15 protein-coding genes are annotated in these 17824 nt (G+C 38.3%); 4 read left to right on the forward strand and 11 right to left on the reverse strand.

What is annotated here, in order from left to right:
• Positions 1-1016: 1016 nt before the first annotated feature.
• From BM308_RS09405 to BM308_RS09440, 8 genes are all read right to left on the reverse strand, one after another.
• Positions 1017-1268, reverse strand: coding sequence for a hypothetical protein (locus BM308_RS09405; protein WP_074944755.1), 252 nt, complete (start codon positions 1266-1268; stop codon positions 1017-1019).
• A 162-nt stretch (positions 1269-1430) separates the two neighbouring features.
• Positions 1431-1784 (reverse strand): hypothetical protein, encoded by a 354-nt coding sequence (locus BM308_RS09410; RefSeq protein ID WP_074944756.1) that lies wholly within the window; start codon positions 1782-1784, stop codon positions 1431-1433.
• Complete coding sequence (locus tag BM308_RS09415) at positions 1756-2535, reverse strand: hypothetical protein (protein ID WP_074944758.1); 780 nt, start codon at positions 2533-2535, stop codon at positions 1756-1758. Before BM308_RS09415 ends, BM308_RS09410 begins: the two co-directional genes overlap by 29 nt.
• Before the next feature lie 365 nt (positions 2536-2900).
• The gene (gene kdsB, locus BM308_RS09420) at positions 2901-3659 is read right to left on the reverse strand and encodes a 3-deoxy-manno-octulosonate cytidylyltransferase (RefSeq protein ID WP_074944760.1); all 759 of its coding nucleotides are present in this window, start codon (positions 3657-3659) and stop codon (positions 2901-2903) included.
• 126 nt (positions 3660-3785) lie between these two features.
• Complete coding sequence (gene lpxK / locus BM308_RS09425) at positions 3786-4820, reverse strand: tetraacyldisaccharide 4'-kinase (RefSeq protein ID WP_074944761.1); 1035 nt, start codon at positions 4818-4820, stop codon at positions 3786-3788.
• Between the two features lie 386 nt (positions 4821-5206).
• Complete coding sequence (gene truB / locus BM308_RS09430; RefSeq protein WP_074944763.1) at positions 5207-6205, reverse strand: tRNA pseudouridine(55) synthase TruB; 999 nt, start codon at positions 6203-6205, stop codon at positions 5207-5209.
• 199 nt (positions 6206-6404) lie between these two features.
• Positions 6405-7289 carry a flagellin N-terminal helical domain-containing protein gene (locus BM308_RS09435; protein ID WP_074944765.1) on the reverse strand — a complete coding sequence of 295 codons (885 nt, stop codon included), beginning with the start codon at positions 7287-7289 and terminating at the stop codon, positions 6405-6407.
• 220 nt (positions 7290-7509) lie between these two features.
• The gene (locus tag BM308_RS09440) at positions 7510-8292 is read right to left on the reverse strand and encodes a ParA family protein (protein WP_074944766.1); all 783 of its coding nucleotides are present in this window, start codon (positions 8290-8292) and stop codon (positions 7510-7512) included.
• Between the two features lie 299 nt (positions 8293-8591).
• On the opposite strand from BM308_RS09440, the gene BM308_RS09445 reads away from it, so the two are divergent.
• Positions 8592-9713: a polyamine ABC transporter substrate-binding protein gene (locus tag BM308_RS09445; RefSeq protein ID WP_074944767.1), complete on the forward strand. Its 1122-nt coding sequence runs from the start codon at positions 8592-8594 to the stop codon at positions 9711-9713.
• A gap of 411 nt (positions 9714-10124) precedes the next feature.
• The gene (locus BM308_RS09450) at positions 10125-11399 is read left to right on the forward strand and encodes an ATP-binding protein (protein ID WP_074944769.1); all 1275 of its coding nucleotides are present in this window, start codon (positions 10125-10127) and stop codon (positions 11397-11399) included.
• Positions 11400-11546: 147 nt separating this feature from the next.
• On the opposite strand, the gene BM308_RS09455 is transcribed toward BM308_RS09450, so the two are convergent.
• The 3 genes from BM308_RS09455 to BM308_RS09465 all read right to left on the reverse strand — a co-directional run bounded on the left by BM308_RS09455 (position 11547) and on the right by BM308_RS09465 (position 15871).
• Positions 11547-13868: a hypothetical protein gene (locus BM308_RS09455; RefSeq protein WP_074944770.1), complete on the reverse strand. Its 2322-nt coding sequence runs from the start codon at positions 13866-13868 to the stop codon at positions 11547-11549.
• A gap of 287 nt (positions 13869-14155) precedes the next feature.
• Positions 14156-15289, reverse strand: a complete 1134-nt coding sequence (gene dnaX, locus BM308_RS09460; RefSeq protein ID WP_074944772.1) for a DNA polymerase III subunit gamma/tau — start codon at positions 15287-15289, stop codon at positions 14156-14158.
• A 9-nt stretch (positions 15290-15298) separates the two neighbouring features.
• Positions 15299-15871: an adenine phosphoribosyltransferase gene (locus tag BM308_RS09465; protein ID WP_074944773.1), complete on the reverse strand. Its 573-nt coding sequence runs from the start codon at positions 15869-15871 to the stop codon at positions 15299-15301.
• 94 nt (positions 15872-15965) lie between these two features.
• On the opposite strand from BM308_RS09465, the gene BM308_RS09470 reads away from it, so the two are divergent.
• Both BM308_RS09470 and BM308_RS09475 read left to right on the forward strand, forming a co-directional pair.
• Positions 15966-16637 carry an HAD family hydrolase gene (locus BM308_RS09470; protein WP_074944775.1) on the forward strand — a complete coding sequence of 224 codons (672 nt, stop codon included), beginning with the start codon at positions 15966-15968 and terminating at the stop codon, positions 16635-16637.
• A 41-nt stretch (positions 16638-16678) separates the two neighbouring features.
• Positions 16679-17815 carry a porin gene (locus BM308_RS09475; RefSeq protein ID WP_074944776.1) on the forward strand — a complete coding sequence of 379 codons (1137 nt, stop codon included), beginning with the start codon at positions 16679-16681 and terminating at the stop codon, positions 17813-17815.
• Positions 17816-17824 lie beyond the last annotated feature (9 nt).

Raw genomic sequence — 17824 nt, forward strand, 5'->3', positions numbered from 1 at the left:
AATGACGAAAGATTCATCGGTCTCTTTTACAAACATCCTGAATCGACAGGAAATGATGTCCCTGATGATTTGGAGAACAGTGGTTTTCAATCCAGTATCGACGACGATACTCCATTAGAGAAGTTTGCTAGGACCAGAAAGAAAATCAAAGCGAAGAAATAGCTTTAATCTTGAATCAAATTTTGAAAGAGCAAAGCCAAAGTTAGTGAATAACCTTGGGACTTTGTCGTGCCTGAAAAAAAACAGGCATAACAAAAATTTTTATTTCAGCAGAAATGTCTGCTGATACGGTTAAATCTAGGTCCAATCGATTTTTAGATCATGATCAGATCGTGTTAGCGCCATACAATATAAAGGCATTCTTGGTGGTTTAGATATAACATCAATAATGTGTTTAATGCTTTTACCTCTCATGCGGTTTATAAAACTTGTAGAGCTTTTAGCATACGTTTTGAACAGTTCAAGATGACGTTCAATGTATGATTTTAAGAGCTCTCCGTTATCAAGAGCCAACTCAATTATATCCATGAAATGGCACTTTATGCGATTCACCAGTTTCTTTGGTGAAAATGTTGTATCAGCAACCTTTTGGAGCTGCTGACCAATAATCAGCTTGAGCAGATAAACAATCTGGCTCAGGTAAATAAGGAACTAAACAATACCTGATTTATGGGTATTACATTTAAAATAAATATGATAAACAAGATGATTATCTAATCATTGCCCCATTCATATGCTTTTCTTATAAATTCTCCATTCCCTTAAGTTCATCCCTAGTAATTCTCAATTCTTTAAGGTCATACTAAAGATTAATTTCGGTGACCAAATGATACGGACATAGGTCACATTGTAATTAAACGTTAAAAGCTGTATTCAACATACAGTCTGCTTTTTTTAAATTTAATTCTTTTCTTAAGGAATTTTCTGAGTTTTAGAGAATTTATTAGCGATATGTCTGATTATTTCAGATTTTTTTGAACAGACATTCTGCATCAGCCATGATGTATGAAAGTAGCTTATTGTTCTTCTATGAAGTAATCAACCGCTATCTTGAATGCCAGATAGATATCACTAGCCAGAGCCTGACGAGTCAATTTGTAGGACAGCGGTTTTCGTTTTTCAGAACTCTCTGTTCGGAATCTGGTTCGTCTGAATCCTTCCTGAGACAATCTCTGTCTTGCATAGGATACGACGTTGTAAAGTATCTTGTTCTTTGCAACAGTAGCTTCGATATTATCCTTATTGCATAAAGCCTGAGAGTCCTGCATAAAGAAGCATTCCAGAGTATTATGATGTGTTACATAGTACCAGCGTACACCGATGGAATGAACAAGCTGACGGAAATTCTCATGACTAGTTTTAAGAGAGGAAATATAATACCTTTCTGTGGTGACAGGTCTTGGCTGTTCCTTTGGATTGGTATTACGGGCTCAGTACTTAGAGGTCTTTTTGGTAACCTTGATGATGGTGGCTGCATTACCGTACAGACTTCTGATTTCCTCGGGAATAGCTTCAGCACTCATCATCTGAATAGAGTTTTCATCGATTCCCCCTGAGATTTTCTCCAGAGAGTCATGAGAGAATGTCTCTTTACTATCTGAGTTCTCATTGAAAGCCTTTTCTATAGCTTTTCTCAGTTCTTTATTTCCATTGTTGTTTTTAACAGGGAAAAGCCAGTCTATCTTTCTCAGACACAGATAGTTTAAGAGAATATCTCGGAGATTCAGTGCATCTGCATAGAAGAGGGCATCCTCATCAATGGTGATTTTTTTCGAGAATATCAATGAAAGCCTGAGCTTCCTGATTCTTCAGGTGAACCGTTTTGAATCCGACAACAGTCTGACTGTCGCAGTCGTAGATGCTGACTCCATGTCCGCCTTTTTTCTTGCGGCTGAAACTTCCTTCTCTAAAGGTTGCTCTCATTTCCTGTCCATCTCCGCCTAAGGTCTTTCCGTAGTTCTGAGAATCATAGACCTTGTTCATAATCATATCTGCTATACACACTTTTACTTTATCAAAATACTTCGTAAAGATTGAGTGCATAACATCCTCAGGAACAAGTTTGCGAATGGTTCTAACTGTTTCATCGGAGATCATGTGTTTTGGAGAAGGCATTCCTGGAATTAGATGTTGCAGCTCCATGTTATTGCAGAACCATAATTCTGCTATCTCTGCATCATCATTGCAGTCACAGACTCCTGCCAGTAAAACAACAAAGAGAACAACTGCGATGTTATAGGAGATTAAATCGGGATCACGGGTATCGACATTCACAACATCGGCATAAATGTCATCAAGGATATCGTGAATTATTTGATATTTAGGATTGCGCTTATAGAAACGTTCAGCTTTTAACTTGGCAAGCTCCCATTTATCAAGCTGATCTTCAATTTCTTCCTCTCCCAATCCGAAAGCAGAAAATACCTCTGTATATTCCTGCTCATAATCAATTTCAGGCTTAACAGGAGATGAAAAGCGATTAGAAGAGCGAGCTAGCTCCTCTAATTGTTCTGATATATTGAATTCGCCTTCCATCGTGATAGTTTTCCAAAAGACTAAACTATCATTATTTGATCAGAAACACAGAAAGAAATCCAGAGAAATATCATAGTTTGATCCCTGAGTCACATTATAAATGTAGAACGTGATCCTTAATTCAAAACATTAAGAAAAGAATTAGATTTTAAAAAAGCAGATTGTAAGTGGATTACAACCAATTTAAAGTGTGACCAAAGTCCGTATCATTTGGTCACCGTAAAGATTAATACATCCTCCAAGAAGAGGCCTTTCCTAACACCACTCAGGGCCTTAAGTTCTAAACTAAAATTACCCTATTCCCTTAAGCTGTTCCAGAAGATTACTCTATATAAAATATAAATAGACTCCTGCTCAAGAAAACTCTAATCTTTAAGGATACTGTTAATTCTCTCTAAATCTTCAGGAGTATCCACACCAGTCTCAGGAGGATTCTCTGTTACACCAACCACAATTGACATACCGTTCTGAAGTAATCTCAGCTGTTCTAAAGACTCGCACTTCTCCAAAGTGACCTGAGGCATCTTGGTGTAGTTAAGTACAGTCTTGGCTCTGTAGGCATAAATTCCGATGTGATGGAAATGCTCAAACTCCAAAGAGGAAATATCCTTGTTTCTGAAGTTCTCTCTTTCATAAGGAATAGGAGCACGGCTAAAGTACATGGCCATGTTGTTCTTATCAAAAACAACCTTAACACAGTTAGGATCGAAAACATCCTTAACATTATCAATCTTAAAGCAAAGGGTAGACATATCCGCATTGCTCTTTTCAAGTAGAGCAGCAACCTGTCTTATGTGCTCTGGGTTAATTAAAGGCTCATCCCCCTGAACATTAACAATGATGGTATCTCCATCAATGTTGAGTTTTTCTACCATCTCTGCAAGTCTGTCGGTACCGCATCTGCACTTTTGTGATGTCATACAGACTTCAACCTTATCCATACCTGAAAGAGCAGATTCTACCCTTTCATCATCAATACAGGCTACTACCTTTTTGGCATCTGATTTTAAAGCCTGCATACAGACTCTTTTAATCATTGGAACACCACCAACCAGTACCAGAGGTTTTCCTGGGAATCTAGTTGAGGCGTAACGGGCAGGGATAGCTACAACGTAATCTGTCATTTTTGTTCTCTTATTATTTACAATTCAGTCTTTATTAAATTCAGTTTTATTATATTCTGACTTTATGAAATTCAGTTTCATTAAATATAGACTTTATAAAATCAGTCTTTAAATTAAATTCAGTCTTTAATCTTTAAATCTTTCTGTAGTCAGATCATAAAGTCTCGATGCCACAATCTGATAGAACTTTTCTGGAAGTACAGCTTCCACATTCAGTACATAAAGATTATCAAGTTTATATTCTGCATATTTTACAGCATCTTTAGCAGTCATGACGACAGGAAACTTTTTTGCATTATTTATGAGAATCTGTTTGCTTACAACTCCATGATCACCTGTATCAATAGTTGAAACAATATTATAGCCACAGGATTTTAAGGTGTTGTAGAAACGGTTTGGATTTCCAATTCCAGCTAGAGCCACAACATTTGTCCCCTTCTGCAGATAATCATGAAAGCCCTGATTAGAACAGAAGGACTCTATAGAGACAGCAGGAGATGGTACCAGATGCATCGCCTGATAATTACTCTTAGGCTCTATAGGATTACCATTGGTTACAACAATATCAGCTGTATCAAGTCTCCATTCACCTTCTCTTAGAGGACCTGCCGGCAAAAGAAAACCATTGCCTAGCATTCTCTGAGCATCGATAACTATGATTTCAAAATCTCGCTGCAGTGCGTAGTGCTGAAGACCATCATCAGTAACAATTACATCAACCCCAAGTTTTTCAAGATACTGAGCCCCTCTTTCACGGTTAGGATCAACAACTACGGTTGCCTTATCCTTAACACTTAATTTGATTAAAAGAGGTTCATCGCCACACTCTGAAACATTTGAAGAGGAGGTTACCACCAGAGGATATTCTTTTGATTTTCCCTTATATCCTCGTGATAAAAGACCTACGGTATAGCCAAGATCACTTAAGCGCTGAAGCAGAGAGATACAAAGTGGAGTCTTGCCGGTACCTCCTACAGAGATACCGCCGACAACAATTACAACAGGCTTTACTCTTAGTGAATATTTCTTACCCGATTTATATCTTTCACGTCTGATTCTTGTGATCAGTGAAAATGCAGCAGATAAAGGAAGAAGAGGAAGGATTACAGGAGCATTCATAACTCCTAATTTTCTGTACCAGACTTTATCAAGAAATGACATAGTTCTCTTTATCCACTAAAAACAATCGTCTCATTATAAGGAAACAAAGAAAGATATACTACTATCATTCCTAAATTTTGCTACTTCCGCTTTGCTTTATCAGTTTAAGTCAGAGGAATACTGAGAACCAAACACCTCATTTACCCCCCTTTACCACTTTTGCCTCCTTTACAATGTGGGCAGAACAAAACTGACGAAACAGTACAAAGGTCATTATTTAGTGAAGCTACCCTCCAGAATCACTTGACTCATTAATTACTGATACAGAATCAGGAAATGGCCGATAGAGATAAAATGCTGTTAATAAAAACTGTTAATAGCAAGATTTGCCTATAGTTTTCTATACTTGGATTTTGGTTGCTACTTATACAGACATTTATTATTAGCTACTTGTACAACCCTTTATTGGTATGCAACGGATCAGACATCATTCTGTCTGAGATTAAGGTTCCATTCTGAATATGACCAACACCGATAAACATATCATTGGTTCTAATCTGAATAGTGTCCTTATATTCAATGTCACAGCCACTAAAGGAGCAATCTGCAAGATTATCCTGACGCTGTCCCTGACACAGCAGCACAGCCATATCATAAGGAATATCAATTCGTGGAAGATAATTCATGGCCTCATCAATAGGAATAAGCATTGAGTCCATTTCTGTAAAATCAGTAAAATCCTCACGAGCATCAGCAAGCTTCTGTAAGGATTCAAGAGTATGCATCTCACCCTTAGGAAGACCATCTACTTCAATACGTCTTAGCATGGTTACATGAGCACCACAGCCAAGTTCAGCACCAATATCTGAAACAAGTGTTCTGATGTAGGTTCCCTTTGAACAATAAACCTCGATAGTAAAGGAATCTTCAGTTTTATCAAGAAGCTTTATATAAAAGACAGTTACATCTCGACTTGGCACTTCAACACTCTTGCCTGCCCTTGCATATTTATATAAAGGCTTGCCATCTACTTTAATTGCAGAGTAGATTGGAGGAACCTGAGTAATGTCACCTACAAACTTGTTAATGGCATCCTCAAGATTATTAAACGCATCCCCTATTTCGTGTTCTTCAACAACGTTACCTTCAGCATCTCCAGAATCAGTTACAATGCCAAGCTTACCAGTTGCAATATACTTTTTTGAGCCTTCAAGAAAATATGAAGAGAACTTTGCTGCCTGACCAAGACAGACAGGTAACAGTCCTGAGGCTAATGGGTCTAGTGAACCAGTATGACCAGCCTTGTTTGCTCTGAAGATTCCCCTAACTTTAGTTAAGGCTAAGGCTGAGCTGATTCCTGTAGGCTTATCCAGAAGAAAAACACCATCAATATCTCTTTTAGGGGCTCTTCTTGATTTATCAGGGATGATTCTATCTTTGGTCATAGGTTACATTTATTCTCAAAAAATTACTGAAACAGAAAAAGATGCGTGATTATAGCATAATCAGATTTTTAATTACCTGTTTAAAGATAATCACGAGGAAAACAGTAAAGTCAAAGTAATGATGTGTTAAAAGAAACAGTAACTCTTCCATTAGATAATGAAAGAATCACAAGGAAAAGATTTATCTAAATAAACTTCATCATGAAAGCAGTGCTGCCACAATCTCTGGTCTGGCATTCGCCTGTACCAGCATTTGTGTGGAAGCATTAGTCAGAATATTGTTCTGAATATATCTTGACGATTCTTCAGCATAATCGCTGTCACGGATCTGTGATCTTGAGAAACTCTGATTCTCATGAGTGGTATCCTGATTCCTTACAGTTGAATCAAAGCGGTTGGAAATAGCACCGAGCTCTGAACGCTTTGAGTCAATATACTGAATGTAATCATCAATACCGCCTATTACTTTTTCAGCATTTTCTCTTGTGGAAATATCAAAAGACTGATTGACAGGATCATAGCCACCATTGGTAAGACCACCTATATAAGCATGCAGAGCCGACATTGAAAAGGCAATATCTAGCTTTATATCAACGACTGAATTTGCCTGAGCACCAACATGGATTCTAAGATTACCATTTGGATTGATAAGTCCGTTATTGGTACCGTTTAAAATCTGAGCTCCGCCATAGGTGGTATCGTAGGCAATTCTGGTAATCTCCTTACAGATTGAATTAACTTCAAGCTGCATAGAGTCTCGATCCTGCTGTGTAAAGGTTCCATTAGCACTCTGAATTGCAAGGACACGTATTCTCTGCAGAATACTTATTTCCTCACATAAGGCACCTTCAGCGGTATTGATAAGAGCCTGACCGTCACAGGTATTTCTGTTGCCCTGTTTAAGTCCGTTTATCTGAGAGGTCATACGATTACTAACCTGCAGATTGGCAGGATCATCTGCGGCAGAATTGATACGTAAACCAGAAGCCAGTCTCTGGGTAACATTTTTATTGACGCGGTTTACGTGATTCAAATCTCTCTGGGCATTAATAGATGCAGTATTTGTCTGAATATATAGTGCCATGGTATTTCTCTCACTTTGGTTATTATGAGAAAAACACAGCAATTAACATGCCAATAGAATGGATAATGATTAAAAAGAAAACATCTTGTAAATTAGACAGTTACTTTAATTAAAGTATAATTAAATCAAGCCCAAAACAGTTAATACCAGTTTCATTTTGGCAAGATAAACAAAATAACGGCAATATCTTGCCACCTGATACAGGATTAAAGACTTAACTCTAACTCTCGCCTTCGAGAAGACGTATCTTTTTCAAAACTTCTCCTGTAAAAGAAAGATACTCCTGAGAGCCCAGAGAAGTTCTGTCATACAAAAGAACAGGAACCGCAGCTGAGGATGATTCGGATATTCTTGGATTGTAGGTAATCTTGGTTTTAAACAGCATGTCGCTGAAGGAATTCTCAAGCTCTGAGGATATAGTTGCGGCTAAAGGAAGGAGTTTGTCATACATGGTTCTTAATATCCCCAGAATATTACAGTGGGTAAGACCGTTTTCCTTTAATTCATGAAACTTCTTGATAAGTCCCATCATGGAATCTACAGAGAAAATATCACAGGAGACAGGAATAATCAGATAATCAGAAGCACATATAGCAATAATGGTGATCATATTAAGAGTAGCAGGAGTATCCACCACAATATAATCATACTTATTTTTAACCGGTGCCAGAGCATCAGCTAACACTTCATGTGCATTCAGTCTTTCTCTTAAGGCCGCAGGAACCGCAATCAGATCATCACTGGCTAAAGACAGATCAAATCCACCTTTGGCGTAAGGTACAATACAGGCTTCAATTGGTACCCCATCCAGAACAGAGGAACTGATATTACACTCTGAATCAAAGTATTCGTACCCAAGAGCTACACTTGCAGAACGCTGAGGATCAAAATCCACAAGCAGTACTTTTTTATTCACAGCCTTAAGACCACAGCAGAGATTAACCGCTGTTGAGGTTTTTGCAGTACCTCCCTTTGGATTGCAAAGTGTAATAATTACGCCCATATTTGTCTCCTTACTCCACCTATTGTAAGAGAAACTCAATGAATATCAAAAGGATCTTGTAATTATTTAGTGTTATTTTGAGATTCTGTGCATTATTTTATGATGCATCATTATTTATCAGAGCAGATTTTTGAAAAAATCGAAAAATCAACTTAATACTATGATTTATAAAAATATTTTTATAAATTTAAAATTAAATACAATAAAGTGAAATTTTTTATTGTAATCAGCTCAGTTCTCTCTATAATGCAAAAACATTGAACGTTAATTTTTTCTTCATTTTTTAAAGGTAATTGCACATGAAGAATTTTTCTAAGACTGTTGTAGGTTTGGCTTTCCTATCTGCAGCAACAGCTTCAAATGCAGGCTATGACGTCAATGTCTGGAACTGGAGTGATTATATCGGTGAAACAACAGTTGTAGACTTTGAAAAGGCAACAGGTCTTAAGACTAACTATGCTCTGTTTGACAGTAACGAGCTGGTAGAGGCACGTCTATTATCAGGCAAATCCGGTTTTGATGCCGTGATGATGACCAGCTACTATGTACCTCGTCTAGCTAAGGCTGGTGCTCTTCAGAAGATCGACAAGAGCAAGATCCCAAACTGGAAGAATCTTGATCCTGTACGTATGGAAGCTTTAGCTAAGATCGATCCTGACAATCAGTATGCATATCCATATACAGAGATTTCTGTCGGTATCGGCTATAACAAACAGAAGATTGCAGAAATATTCGGCAAAGATTTCAAACTTGATTCCTGGGATGTGCTTTTCAATCCAGAGAATTCAAAGAAATTAAAGCAGTGCGGAATTGCCATCATCGATTCCCCTATTGAAGTTATTTCAACTGCTATGCATGTTTTAGGCAAGAATCCTAACTCAGAGAATGCATCCGACTACGATGAGGCTTTAAAGGTTTTAACCTCACTTGCAGCTAATGTGTCTTATTTCCATTCATCAAGATACATCAACGATCTTGCCTCAGGTGAAATCTGTATGGCAGTAGGATATTCAGGAGATGTGCTTCAGGCCACTGAAAGAGCTAAAGCCAACAAGCTTGATATCGAATATGTAATTCCAAAGGAAGGCTCTGTATTCTGGTTTGACTGCTGGACCATTGCCGCAAATGCAGATCATTACGATGCAGCTCATAAGTGGTTTAACTTCCTTTTAGATCCTAAGGTTGCTACCACTGTAGCCAATGATATGCGCTATATGATGCCAGTAACTGACGCTATCAAGGGATTAGATGATGTGCTTAAGGCTAATCCATCCCTGAATATTCCTGAAGAGAAGATGAAGACCATGTACTTCTTAACTCCAACCTCCTCAAAGGTTACCAAGATCACCAACAAGGTCTGGAATTCTATGAAGCTGAACTCAGGAAAGGTTGAGGAAGATTCAGGTGAAGGCTGGGATTAAGTCTCAACTTTTCAACTAAAGATTAGGTTAAACGCAGTTCTACAAAGGAGCTGCGTTTTTGTATCTATAATTAGCAGAACAGGAGCAGTAAATCACGGATACAAATTCTTAAATCTGATTTATTCCATTATCTAAACCTGATACACTCTATTTACTAAATCTGATACATTCTATTTACCAAATCTGATACATTCTATTTACCAAATCTGATACATTCTATTTACCAAATCTGATACACTATATTTACTAAATATGATACATTCTATTTACTAAATCTAATACATTCTATTTACCAAATCTGATACACTATATTTACTAAATATGATACATTCTATTTACTAAATCTGATACATTAGTATTATAATATACTTGTAAATACGAGTAAATTTAACTCAGCATTAAGGTATTTCTATGAATGACAAATACAAATCACGACTAATAGACGATACTGTAAAAAAATATCTAAGTATATTTGGCGCGGTATGCATAGAAGGCCCGAAATGGTGTGGAAAAACCTGGACATCAAGGCATCACTGTAATAGTGAGATTCTTATAGGAAGTCCTGAAGGTAATTTTCAGAATAGAAGACTTGCTGAACTTGCCCCTTCAACAGTTTTAGAAGGAACTGTTCCTCGACTCATTGATGAATGGCAGGAGGTTCCTCCTTTATGGGATGCGGTTCGATATGAAGTTGATAAAAGGGCAACTCCAGGTCAATATATTCTTACAGGCTCATCAACACCTAAACATAAAGGAATAAACCATAGTGGAGCAGGCCGTATTGCAAGATTAAAAATGCGACCAATGTCACTCTTTGAGTCAGGACATTCATCTGGAATAATATCACTTAAAGAATTGTGTGAAGGACAAATTACACCAAAACTGACGGGTGAAGTTTCTCTAGAAAGTTTAGCTGAATACATAATAAGAGGAGGATGGCCAGGAAATCAGGATATTCCTATTAAAGACGCAGGATTAATTCCTTCAGAATATATAAAGGCAATTATAGAAGATGATGTTCACAGGATAGATGATCTTCCCAAAAACAGACAAAAAATTAAGCTACTGCTTCGATCTCTGGCGAGAAATGAAAGTACTACTGTTTCAAATAAGACTCTAAAAAATGACATAAAAGAAATTGATGATGAGGATATAGATACTCGGACTATAGCTTCTTACCTTGATATTTTCGAAAGACTATTCCTTATTGAAAATCAGAAGCCCTTCGCATCAAATATAAGATCTTCTGTTAGAGTAAAACAATCCGAAAAAAGACATTTTATCGATCCTTCACTAGCCTGTGCATTACTACAGCTGAATACAGAAAAAATGATCGGAGATCTTAATACATTCGGTTTTCTTTTTGAAGGTCTGGTAGAAAGGGACCTTCGTATATACGCAGAGACCTTTGGGGGAAAACTATATCATTACCAGAATTACTTAAATCAGGAATTAGATGCAGTAATAGAACTTGAAGATGGAAGTTGGTGTGCATTTGAAATAAAGCTCGGAGCAAATCAGATAGATGCAGCAGCAAAAAACCTGATTAAAATAAAAAATCAGATTGAAAAAGAAGAGAAAGGTCGTCCGCCAAAAGTACTGTGTATCATCTGCGGATTAACTAATGCAGTCTATAAAAGAGAAGATGGTGTATTCGTCGTTCCTCTAACAGCCCTTAAAAATTAACTCAATTGCCCTACTTCACACTAAAACTTGTGTGTGTGGGGGGGGGGACGACGGCTCCGATAATTATTTTTCTTATAATCGCGTAGCATTGACCATGAAGAAGAGTCTTATGCCAGATCAATGCTAAACGATTCTAAAGATTTTACTCTAAGTCATATCCGCAATTCCATTTTGGGTATAAATACTGATATTGAGAGTTCTCAGATCCTCACCAAGCTTCATCAGCAGAGTATTCAGTTCCTCATTCTGAGAAATTTCATACTTGGCATTCTCAATTTCTTTGATAAACCACATCCTTGCTAACTCCTCTGGGCATCCAGGAGGAACTCCTTTGAAAGACTCAAGTTCAATCTCCACAGGGTGATTTAAGACAAAGGAGAATCTGGTTCTAAGATTATGATGAAAATCAGGAGCACTGGTCATAAGCTCAAAATCAGTAGAAATCTGAAGTTTCCATTTGTACTGATCGTTTGGATCAATAATACGTTTTGAATAGCATAAGGCAGAGAAAACTGGTCCATCATTGTAGCCAGATTTTAGAATAGTCTGGAACCAGGGATCAGTCTCTTCAACCTTATAGTAAAAATCCTTTGGTTCAAGCTTTCTACCAAGACGTCTGTTTTCAAACTGACGTTCAGCCTCTATAAGTTTTAAGGTTGATTCACGAACAATCTTAGGATTGCCGTCAATAAGATTGCTATCAGCCTCCGTGGTATTAGAACTATCAACAGCCTTTAAATCACTTACACGAACTGTTTCAATATGAGAGTCATCATCTGCATCGTCATCATCTACAACAGGAGTGAATCCAGAATCCAAAGTTGGAGTTCCGGATGAGATCTCCGCTGCATAAACAGAATCTGGTACAACCTTCACTGTAGCTTCAGTTATATTTGTATCCTTTGCCAAAGAAAGCACAGTCTGAACAACAGAGCCATTTTCTGAAGCTGCATTGGTATTCTGACCAAAAGTTCCGCATAAGGCAGAGTCAACCGCCTGCTGTAAAGAAGGAGGAAGTACGCTACCTGAAATCTCATTATCCAAAGATGACAGCTTATGCTCAAAAACATCTGAAGAATTACGCTCAACCTCAGATAAAACCAAAGCCAGAGACTCAAGCTTATCAGGAATAATCTCTGTAACTTCTTTAGTATTTCCCTCAAAGAAACCTGCCACATAGGTTACAGCAATACCAGGCTTTAGGTCAGAAACAGTTTCTACCTTAGGAGCAGCTTGTTCTGCAGTCAGAATTCCTGCTTTTTCTGATGACTCTGAATTCAGTTCTGAAACCGGTTGTCCTTCAAAAGAAACATCAGAATCATCACTATTCTGTATTTCAATATTCTGAATATAGTGATCATCTTCGTTTGCAAGAAGATCTGATTTATCCTGAGGGGCTGACTCTGGATTGATTACAGCCTCAATACTAATAGATGAATCTCTTAGAGCCTGATTAAATCTCTGAGCATCTTCCTTTAACTGTGACTCTAATTCCTTGTCCTGTTCAAGCTGAGCCAGAGCTTCCTTCTGTGCCTGAGCAAAAGCCTCATCAACACTCAATTCCTCACTCTGTGGGGTTAGTTCAAATGGGACTTCATCTTTATCATCATTATCTTCAGTAGCTTTTTTCTCATCTATTGGCGCTGCACTTACAATGTTTCCGGATTCATCAAAGGATGGCAGTTTTGCTAAAGCAGATTTCAGATCTGATGAGGTGTTCTTAGTCGAGGTTAAATCGGCAACAATAGAAGATATACCTTCAATACTTCTGGAAACATCGCTTGAAACCTGACTGTCACCATCTGAGGTGAGTTTGCTTACAGAATCTCTGAGCTCATTGAGATACTTTTCTGTATCCAGAACAATATCAAGTTTGCTGTCTATAACACTTCTGGCATTCTGAAATTTCTCGTTGAAAAGATTAGAGGTATTAAGAGTCTCTTTTTGAGGAACTATTTCAGAAGTCAGAACTGTTGGATTAAAGATTTCATCAAGCTTTCTGGTGTACTCAGAATTATCGGTTCTAAGTGTAGTAACAGTTCTTTTCTGCTGTTCCTCAAGCGCACTGATAAGAAGAGATAACTCACTGGAATTATTATGAGTAACATTCTTGATATCAGAGCCGTCCATAGGAGAATTAAAGACCGGTCCAGAATTCTTAGGAAGCTCAAATAAATCAGAACCGTTATTCTCTGAACTGAGCTGCTTATTATCCGATAAAGCAAAACTCTTATCAGTTAATTCCCTTTTAGCAGGTTCAGAAGCTGTACTCTCTGCATTTGATGAGATTTCAGTATCGGCTTCAGATAAAACAGCGGAAGTAGCTGATTCTATTGATACATCAGATAATTCAGGAGCTTTAAGCGCAACAGATATTTCCTCTGAGGCTGCAGAGCCTGTTGATAAAACTGATTCTTCAGATTTTTCTGATTCTTCTGATCCCTCTGGTAATTCAGCTCCTTTACCCACCTCTACTACAGGAACTTCTGAAGCTTTATCATAAGAATCATGGAGCTCAGATACATTTATATTCCCAGTGGTAAAGTTTACGGCGGAGTTTAAATTAGAGTTTAAATTAGAGTTTAAATCAGAATTTAAAGTAGGATTTACAGAAAGAGTATCAGCTAAACTTCCTGCAGAGTTCTCTGGTAAGGAAGTTAGAGATAAGGATAAAATGTCTTCAGATAACAGCAGCTCTGGAGTTAATCCCTGTAATTCCTCATTAAGATATTCAAGAATTTCAGGACAGTCTTCACCTAGCCAATCTTTTTTTTTTCGGGTGTAAAGGCAAGCATGCGCAGCACGGTCATCTCAAAGGCAGAGGCTCCGTCAGCTGCAACTTTGTACTCTTCTAGGCCCTGAAGACAGATCTGATAATAAAGCTGAATACCCTGAGCAGATAAATCCTTAGAATAGGTCTCAAGAATTGCTAGAGGAGTGGTAAATACATTTAAGGCATCCTTGCCACCTATCATCTGATATAAGGCCAGATCATGGAAAGTCTGTACCAGCTCATCCAAAAGACTCTTGTAGTTAGGACAGATAGATCTTATGGAGGATAAAACATCAGCAAGTTTTACCTGAGAGTTGACCTTTAAAAGCTCAAGCACTTGAGAGATAAAGCCGTCACCGGCAGTACCTAGCATTGACAGTACGGTATCTCTTTTAATCTCTCCATTACCAAGAGCTACAGCCTGATCGCATAGGGATAAGGCATCTCGCATACTGCCCTTGGCAGCTCTGGCAATAATAACCGCAGCTTCATTCTGACATGGGATAGATTCCTTTCCTGCAATATACTCAATACGGGAGGCAATCTGATCGATGGTCAGTGATTTAAGCTGAAACTGCAGACAGCGGGATAATACCGTAGTCGGGATCTTCTGAGGATCGGTGGTAGCAAGAATGAATTTAACATATGATGGAGGTTCTTCAAGAGTCTTCAGCAGTGCATTGAAACTGCTGGTGGACAGCATGTGAACCTCATCGATGATATAAACTTTAAATCGTCCCTGCAGAGGAGGATACTGAGTATTTTCTAAAAGAGCTCTGGTATCATCAACCTTGGTCTGGGACGCAGCGTCAATTTCAATAACATCAGGGAAGTTACCTTCACTGATGGCATTGCAGATTGAACAGGACTCGGAATGTTCGTGAGGATTTGAGCAAATGCCTTCTTCACATTCAAGACATTTTGCAATAATTCTGGCAATAGTGGTCTTACCTATTCCTCGGGTACCAGTCAAGAGGTAAGCATGATGAATTCTCTGTGAATCGATGGAATTCTTAAGAGCATTCACTACATGCTCCTGACCTACAACATCATCAAAAGACTGCGGTCTGTATTTTCTTGCTAGTGCCTGATACTGTCCTGAGGATTCTATTGCCATTTTATCTTCTTAATGACCAGGGAAACGGATTAAGCTGAAGGAGTCAATACCGTAGGTATCTTTAATATGCTTAGCTCCGCCAAGGTCAAACAACTCAATAATGAAAGCGAAGGACACAATGTTTGCGCCTGATTTTTCTACTAATTTTATCATAGCACCAGCTGTACCGCCAGTTGCAAGTAAATCATCCAATAGTAGAACATTATCACCTTTCTTTAATGAGTCCTTGCTGATCTCCAGAGTATTCTTGCCATACTCTAGGTCATAATCCTGACTGATGGTCTCACGAGGTAGCTTGCCTTTCTTGCGGACAAGAACCAGACCACAGCCAATTTTATAAGCTAGAGCACAACCAAAGATAAAGCCTCTGGCATCTGCAGCTGCAATGTAGTCAATTTTCTCATCCTTGTATACATCGTACAGAAGGTCGATGGTATCCTTCAGAGCTTTAGGATCCTCTAAAAGTGTAGTAATGTCACGAAACAGAATACCTTCCTGAGGAAAATCCTTTACAGCGGCAACAGAATCCTTAAGATACTGAATGCGGTTTTGAAAATTGTCTATCTTAGATGTATCAATCATTGTTAGTCTTTAGTCCTATTAAATGAGCTATGTTAAAATTTGCCCAGCGGGATATTCTAGCAAACTTTCATAATAATTTTAAGTTTTTTGACTGATGAACACAAAATATAAAGCTATTCTTTTTGACCTGGACGGCACTCTTTTAGATACAGCCCCCGATCTTATTGAAGCCTGCAATTACACTCTCAGTAAGTTCGGCTATAAAAAGCTTGATGAAAAAATAATCAGAACAAAAGTCACAGCCGGCATGAGAGAAATGCTAAGGCTTGGAGTTCCAGAGAAAGAATGGGACAGTGCCGGAATTGAAACAGTCATGAGAGACTGTTTTGCCAGTTACTACACAGAACACATCTGTGACAGAACTAAAGATTTTAGCGGAATTGAGACTCTTATCGAAGAACTGCATAAAAACGGAGTCAAAACAGCGGTTATTACAAACAAGTATTATGTTATGGCCAAAAAAGTGTTATCAAAGTTTGAATTCTCTAAAAATTTCGAGCTTATTTTAGGCTGCGATTCACTGACTCATACCAAACCTCATCCAGAGCCGATTTTAAAGGCTTTAGAGCTGCTTGATACAGCCCCGGAAGATGCGCTCTACGTTGGCGATCATTTAAACGACATAAAGGCGGCTATAGCCTCAAATACTGATTCTGTAGCTGTTCTCTGGGGATATGGTCAGAATGAGTGTCCTGATATAGACAGCTGGGGGGCAACATACAAAGCTGAAGATGTTGCTCATTTAAAAAGTCTTATTTTTTGCTAAGATATGCCTAAAAAAATAAAGAACATTTTGGTGTAGTGTTTATGAAGTTAATTCCTCTTGCAGCAGCCTTATCTGTAATTCTTACCTCTCAGGCTCAAGCTGCAACAGTTTATGAGAAGGATGGAACAAATCTTGACCTGTTCGGTCGAATCAATGCCATGTACCTCTCTGACAGTGCCTCTCGTCATGTAAAAGGCAGCAAGAATATAAATAAGAATTCAAGTGATCCTGCAATTCAGACTACAGTATATTTTGGTGTAGCCGGTCGCTCACAGCTTTCTGATAATGTCTATGCTATAGGCTATACCGAATGGCTCATGCCTACAGGGTCTAACGGTGATAATAGCATTAGCGCCAGAGCTCAGTACGTAGGTATTGACGCTCAGCAGTATGGAACACTCACCTTTGGCAGAGGAGATAATGCCTTCTATACCGTCGCAGGTGTAACCGACATCTATCAGGAACTGGACTGTCAGGTTAATGATCATTATGCATTTGGCGATTATCAGCCTGGTCTTATTATGTATTCTCTCTCAGCTTTAGGCTGGGACTTCAGATTGTCCTATCAGACAGCACAGGATAATGTTAACAATACCAATATCAATATACATAACGGCGCCTCCTTTGCGGTTGCCACAAGACTTGATAACGGTATCGGTATTGCCTACGGTGTAAGCTACTACTATCTGCAGCCTGATAATAATCAGGTAATGGCAAAAGAATTCAGTCCGCATATTCAGAAAATGTATAATTTAGGCAGTTCTGAATGGGATTTATACGCAGCCTACGCCTTAAGACCGACCTACAAGATAGATAAGGGCGTGTCCATAACCTACGGAACCTTTGGTGAAGGATTGTATGCGGCTATCAATGGAACCGTCACCAAATACAACAAATACACCCACAACCTTTACAGCTATGAGGCAGTTATAAACTACAGTTTTGAAAACGGCTTCTCCACAACATTAGGTTATGGTATGAAAAGATTTGACGGAGCAAATATCATCTCAGATTTAACTCTGGGACTTTATTATAAATTCAATCCAAACTTCAAGGTATTTGCAGAAGCATCATTCGATGTTTCTTCCAAACCGGACAGATTCTATTCAAACGCCCAGATCAGTAGAATGGCGCTTGATAGAAATAAGGGATTAATCGGAGCAGAATACGCTTTTTAGCTATGATAT

It is taken from the genome of Succinivibrio dextrinosolvens (assembly GCF_900116345.1).
Classification (GTDB): domain Bacteria; phylum Pseudomonadota; class Gammaproteobacteria; order Enterobacterales; family Succinivibrionaceae; genus Succinivibrio; species Succinivibrio dextrinosolvens_B.

Bases quoted from the DNA above. Each gene is read 5' to 3' on its own strand.
- BM308_RS09435 (WP_074944765.1), bottom strand. From the start codon at position 7,289: ATGGCACTATATATTCAGACAAATACTGCATCTATTAATGCCCAGAGA.
- BM308_RS09450 (WP_074944769.1), top strand. From the start codon at position 10,125: ATGAATGACAAATACAAATCACGACTAATAGACGATACTGTAAAAAAA.
- BM308_RS09405 (WP_074944755.1), bottom strand. From the start codon at position 1,268: ATGCAGGACTCTCAGGCTTTATGCAATAAGGATAATATCGAAGCTACT.
- BM308_RS09470 (WP_074944775.1), top strand. From the start codon at position 15,966: ATGAACACAAAATATAAAGCTATTCTTTTTGACCTGGACGGCACTCTT.
- BM308_RS09415 (WP_074944758.1), bottom strand. From the start codon at position 2,535: ATGGAAGGCGAATTCAATATATCAGAACAATTAGAGGAGCTAGCTCGC.
- kdsB (WP_074944760.1), bottom strand. From the start codon at position 3,659: ATGACAGATTACGTTGTAGCTATCCCTGCCCGTTACGCCTCAACTAGA.
- BM308_RS09475 (WP_074944776.1), top strand. From the start codon at position 16,679: ATGAAGTTAATTCCTCTTGCAGCAGCCTTATCTGTAATTCTTACCTCT.
- BM308_RS09445 (WP_074944767.1), top strand. From the start codon at position 8,592: ATGAAGAATTTTTCTAAGACTGTTGTAGGTTTGGCTTTCCTATCTGCA.
- BM308_RS09440 (WP_074944766.1), bottom strand. From the start codon at position 8,292: ATGGGCGTAATTATTACACTTTGCAATCCAAAGGGAGGTACTGCAAAA.
- BM308_RS09465 (WP_074944773.1), bottom strand. From the start codon at position 15,871: ATGATTGATACATCTAAGATAGACAATTTTCAAAACCGCATTCAGTAT.
- dnaX (WP_074944772.1), bottom strand. From the start codon at position 15,289: ATGGCAATAGAATCCTCAGGACAGTATCAGGCACTAGCAAGAAAATAC.
- truB (WP_074944763.1), bottom strand. From the start codon at position 6,205: ATGACCAAAGATAGAATCATCCCTGATAAATCAAGAAGAGCCCCTAAA.
- lpxK (WP_074944761.1), bottom strand. From the start codon at position 4,820: ATGTCATTTCTTGATAAAGTCTGGTACAGAAAATTAGGAGTTATGAAT.